Genomic DNA, 5,679 nt, shown 5'->3' with positions numbered 1-5,679 from the left:
GTTTTAAAAGTGCCAAGCACATTCAAAACTGAATAGCAGTCATGAAAGAGAAAGTCTTAAGTCGTTTGTGTTAGACTGTTGAATCAACATAATGTTGATCAAGCCCTCGACCTATTAGTACTGGTCAGCTGAATACATTGCTGCACTTACACCTCCAGCCTATCAACCTTGTAGTCTACAAGGGGTCTTACTCCATAAAGGATGGGAAGTCTTATCTTGTGGGGGGCTTCACGCTTAGATGCCTTCAGCGTTTATCCCGTCCGTACGTAGCTACCCAGCCATGCCGTTGGCACGACAACTGGTACACCATTGGTACGTCCATCCCGGTCCTCTCGTACTAAGGACAGCTCCACTCAAACTTCCTGCGCCCACGATGGATAGGGACCGAACTGTCTCACGACGTTCTGAACCCAGCTCGCGTGCCGCTTTAATTGGCGAACAGCCAAACCCTTGGGACCTGCTTCAGCCCCAGGATGCGACGAGCCGACATCGAGGTGCCAAACCTCCCCGTCGATGTGGACTCTTGGGGGAGATAAGCCTGTTATCCCCGAGGTAGCTTTTATCCGTTGAGCGACGGCAATTCCACTCTCATACCGCCGGATCACTAATCCCGACTTTCGTCCCTGCTCGAGATGTCTCTCTCGCAGTCAAGCTCCCTTATGCATTTGCACTCTAATGAATGATTTCCGACCATTCTGAGGAAACCTTTGGGCGCCTCCGTTACTCTTTCGGAGGCGACCGCCCCAGTCAAACTGCCCACCTGGTACTGTCCCTGAGCCGGATCACGGCCTCAGGTTAGAACCCTAGTATTAGAAGGGTGGTATCCCAACAGTGACTCCGCGCCGACTGGCGTCAACGCTTCCAAGTCTCCCACCTATCCTGTACATCCAATACCAAAATCCAATGCCAAGTTGCAGTAAAGCTCTACGGGGTCTTTCCGTCCTATCGCGGGTAATGAGCATCTTCACTCATACTACAATTTCGCCGGGTACATTGTTGAGACAGTGCCCAAGTCGTTACGCCATTCGTGCGGGTCGGAACTTACCCGACAAGGAATTTCGCTACCTTAGGACCGTTATAGTTACGGCCGCCGTTCACTGGGGCTTAAGTTCCCTGCTTCGCTTGCGCTAACAGTTCCCCTTAACCTTCCAGCACTGGGCAGGCGTCAGCCCGTATACATCATCTCTCGATTTCGCACAGACCTGTGTTTTTGCTAAACAGTCGCTTGGGCCTATTCACTGCGACCTATTTCTAGGCACTCCTTATCCCGAAGTTACGGAGTCATTTTGCCGAGTTCCTTAACAATGCTTCTCCCGATCGTCTTAGGATTCTCTCCTCGCCTACCTGTGTCGGTTTGCGGTACGGGTACCTACCATTCTCCTTAGCAGCTTTTCTTGCCAGTGTGGATTCACAGACTTCCATACTTATTTTCTGTCCCCATCACACCTCAGTCTTATAGCACGGCGTACTTCACTACCATGCAAACCTCAGTGCTTAGACGGGCTCTACCATCAGCCCGCTTCTGCTATCCTCCTGTGTCACTGCTTCAGTCAAACGAATGGTCGGTAGTACAGGAATATCAACCTGTTGTCCATCGCCTACGACGATACTGTCCTCGGCTTAGGTCCCGACTTACCCTGGGCGGACGAGCCTTCCCCAGGAAACCTTAGGCTTTCGACGGTGAGGATTCTCACCTCACTCTCGCTACTTATGCCAGCATTCTCTCTTCTGCACAGTCCACTGCTCCTCTCGGTACAGCTTCTACCCATACAGAATGCTCCTCTACCGCGCGCATTGCTGCGCACCCATAACTTCGGTGGTAAGTTTTAGCCCCGGACATTTTCGGCGCACAATCACTCGACTAGTGAGCTGTTACGCACTCTTTAAATGAGTGGCTGCTTCTGAGCCAACATCCTAGTTGTCTCTGCAATTCCACATCCTTTTCCACTTAACTTACACTTTGGGACCTTAGTTGATGATCTGGGCTCTTTCCCTTTTGACAATGAAACTTATCTCACACTGTCTGACTCCCGAGTAGGTAATATATGGTATTCGGAGTTTGATAAGATTCGGTAAGCCGTGAAGCCCCCTAGTCCATTCAGTGCTCTACCCCCATATATCTTCACTCGAGGCTAGCCCTAAAGCTATTTCGAGGAGAACCAGCTATCTCCGAGCTCGATTGGAATTTCTCCGCTACCCACAAGTCATCCCCGCATTTTTCAACATACGTGTGGTTCGGTCCTCCACGGTGTTTTACCACCGCTTCAACCTGCTCATGGGTAGGTCGCCCGGTTTCGGGTCTACAGCATGCAACTTATTCGCCCTATTAAGACTCGGTCTCCCTTCGGCTCCGTGACTCCAGTCACTTAACCTCGCTGCATACCGTAACTCGCTGGCCCGTTCTACAAAAAGTACGTGGTCACACTTTCTAATAGTGCCCCCACTGCTTGTAAGCACAAGGTTTCAGGTTCTCTTTCACTCCCCTCCCGGGGTGCTTTTCACCTTTCCCTCACGGTACTATTTCTCTATCGGTCATCAAGGAATATTTAGGCTTGGAAGGTGGTCCTCCCGGCTTCCCACGGGGTTTCACGTGTCCCGTGGTACTCTGGTACTCATCTCGCTAACTCGTATTTCGCTTACGGGGCTTTTACCCTCTTTGGCTGCACTTTCCAATGCTATTCAGCTATATTCGTCAGATCGATTATATGAGCCCGCAACCCCGGATGTCCGAAGACTTCCGGTTTGGCCTCTTCCCATTTCGCTCGCCGCTACTTTGGGAATCACTTTTGTTTTCCTTTCCTCCGGCTACTTAGATGTTTCAGTTCACCGGGTTCCCCCCATATACCTATGAATTCAGTATATGGTAACATCCTATTACAGATGCTGAGTTCCCTCATTCGGATATCTGCGGATCAATGTTTGCTTGCAACTCCCCGCAGCTTTTCGCAGCTTGACACGTCCTTCTTCGGTTCTTGATGCCAAGGCATTCACCCTGTGCTCTTTATAGCTTGATCTTTCGTCTACTTTTCTTTTTCCCTAAGACTTTCGCAAAATTATATCTTACCCTTTTTGTTGGTTTCGCAGTAGCTTTCTGCCAATCGCTTACGCTCTTGGGAAAGCCTTGCGTACGTTTTGCCAGCGGCTCATTTCTTCGCCGGGCAAAGCGCATGATATCTTTTCGCTCTACTCTTTCGTTTCTACTATTCAGTTTTCAATGTGCTTTAAGGCTTTCGCCTCAAGTAACAATGAATAAGTACTAAGGAATATTTTTGGTATCGCTCCGCGATTCCCGTTCGCCCCAGGCGAACTCCTTATCTATTACCTATTACTTATTACTTTTTAGCTGCAAAACCTTAGGTTTTGCTTGGTGCATGCCCTTAGGCATTGCCGCAGTAACTTTCCGCCAATCGCCTGCGCCCTTACGAGCTTGGCTCTTGGGAAAGTCTTGCGTGCCTTTTGTCAGCGACTCGTTTCCTCGTCGGACAAAACGCATGGTGGGCTTTAGTGGACTCGAACCACCGACCTCACGCTTATCAGGCGTGTGCTCTAACCTGCTGAGCTAAAAGCCCATATACTCCGGGCTTCCCTTCTACCTCTTCAGTTACTCTTCCAAATGTGCTCTGCCGTCCGCTTCGCTTCCGGCACACATTCGTTATGGACTCGCTTCGACTTCCGTCTCGCTCGTCTCATACTCACAGCGTAACCTGCTGAGCTAAAAGCCCTCACTAGTTATTGCATTCGGTGTCTCCCCGCTTTCCCCACTTGGTGGAGATGAGCGGAATCGAACCGCTGACCCCCTGCTTGCAAGGCAGGTGCTCTCCCAGCTGAGCTACACCCCCATTTTAAATCACATACATCTCTGTATGTGCTCTAAAAGGCTTACTATGCAGTTTGCTGTTCTTTCAAATCATACAGTACCGAAAAGAAAATGCACTACTCACTTCAACACCTAAATCTTCTCTTTTCTACACCCTAGAAAGGAGGTGATCCAGCCGCACCTTCCGATACGGCTACCTTGTTACGACTTCACCCCAGTCATTGATCTCACCTTCGACAGCTCTCTCCTTACGGTTAAGCCACTGGCTTCGGGTGCTCCCAACTTCCGTGGTGTGACGGGCGGTGTGTACAAGGCCCGGGAACGCATTCACCGCGACATGCTGATTCGCGATTACTAGCAACTCCGACTTCATGTGGGCGGGTTGCAGCCCACAATCCGAACTGGGACCGGCTTTTTGAGATTCGCTTCCCCTTACGGGTTCGCTGCCCTTTGTACCGGCCATTGTAGCACGTGTGTAGCCCAAGACATAAGGGGCATGATGATTTGACGTCGTCCCCACCTTCCTCCGAGTTGTCCCCGGCAGTCTCACTAGAGTTCCCGCCTTTACGCGCTGGCAACTAGCAATAAGGGTTGCGCTCGTTGCGGGACTTAACCCAACATCTCACGACACGAGCTGACGACAACCATGCACCACCTGTCTCTCTGCCCCGAAGGGAAACTGTATCTCTACAGTCGTCAGAGGATGTCAAGCCTTGGTAAGGTTCTTCGCGTTGCTTCGAATTAAACCACATGCTCCGCTGCTTGTGCGGGCCCCCGTCAATTCCTTTGAGTTTCAACCTTGCGATCGTACTCCCCAGGCGGGATACTTAATGCGTTAGCTTCGGCACGGAACCCTATCGGGCCCCACACCTAGTATCCATCGTTTACGGCGTGGACTACCAGGGTATCTAATCCTGTTTGCTCCCCACGCTTTCGTGCTTCAGTGTCAGTTACAGTCCAGAAAGTCGCCTTCGCCACTGGTGTTCCTCCTAATATCTACGCATTTCACCGCTACACTAGGAATTCCACTTCCCTCTCCTGTACTCAAGCCACACAGTTTCAAATGCAACCCCGGGGTTAAGCCCCGGTCTTTCACATCTGACTTACATAGCCACCTACGCACCCTTTACGCCCAGTAATTCCGGACAACGCTTGCTCCCTACGTATTACCGCGGCTGCTGGCACGTAGTTAGCCGGAGCTTCCTCCTATGGTACCGTCATTTGTTTCGTCCCATAGGACAAAGGTTTACAATCCGAAGACCTTCTTCCCTCACGCGGCGTTGCTGGGTCAGGGTTTCCCCCATTGCCCAATATTCCCCACTGCTGCCTCCCGTAGGAGTCTGGACCGTGTCTCAGTTCCAGTGTGGCCGATCACCCTCTCAGGTCGGCTACCCATCGTTGACTTGGTGGGCCGTTACCTCACCAACTATCTAATGGGACGCGAGCTCATCCTGCATCGAATAAATCCTTTTACCTCAAAACCATGCGGTTTCGTGGTCTCATGCGGTATTAGCAGTCGTTTCCAACTGTTGTCCCCCATTGCAGGGCAGATTGCTCACGCGTTACTCACCCGTCCGCCACTAAGTATACTCGCAGTTCCACCCGAGGGCTTCACAAAGAGCAACTTCGTTCGACTTGCATGTGTTAAGCACGCCGCCAGCGTTCGTCCTGAGCCAGGATCAAACTCTTAATTAAAATCTTAACGCTCTTTCGAACGTTTTTAACTAATTCATTGATCTAGGCTCCGCTTTCAAGCATTTCCTTTTCGTTCTTGGTACTGTATTGATTTTTCAAGGTTCGCCGCGTTTTTTGCGGCTTATTTATAATACCAAACTCCCCTCCTCCTGTCAACATCTTTTTTC

Annotated in this window: 2 tRNA genes and 2 rRNA genes; all 4 read right to left on the bottom strand. The window is 50.7% G+C overall.

The features are described from left to right. Positions 1 to 94: 94 nt before the first annotated feature. The 4 genes from BBD38_RS14155 to BBD38_RS14140 all read right to left on the bottom strand — a co-directional run bounded on the left by BBD38_RS14155 (position 95) and on the right by BBD38_RS14140 (position 5,512). Positions 95 to 3,014 (bottom strand): 23S ribosomal RNA (locus BBD38_RS14155). A 478-nt stretch (positions 3,015 to 3,492) separates the two neighbouring features. Next, positions 3,493 to 3,569, bottom strand: a tRNA-Ile gene (locus tag BBD38_RS14150). Between the two features lie 194 nt (positions 3,570 to 3,763). Continuing rightward, a tRNA-Ala gene (locus tag BBD38_RS14145) sits at positions 3,764 to 3,839 on the bottom strand. Between the two features lie 137 nt (positions 3,840 to 3,976). Next, positions 3,977 to 5,512 (bottom strand): 16S ribosomal RNA (locus tag BBD38_RS14140). The 16S and 23S rRNA genes sit together here with 2 tRNA genes alongside, the layout of an rRNA operon. Positions 5,513 to 5,679: the final 167 nt, after the last annotated feature.

The sequence above is a fragment of the Christensenella intestinihominis genome, from assembly GCF_001678845.1.
Lineage (GTDB): Bacteria > Bacillota > Clostridia > Christensenellales > Christensenellaceae > Christensenella > Christensenella intestinihominis.
The sequence above is the reverse complement of the archived record's forward strand: the minus strand, read 5'-3'. Positions and strand labels throughout refer to the sequence as shown.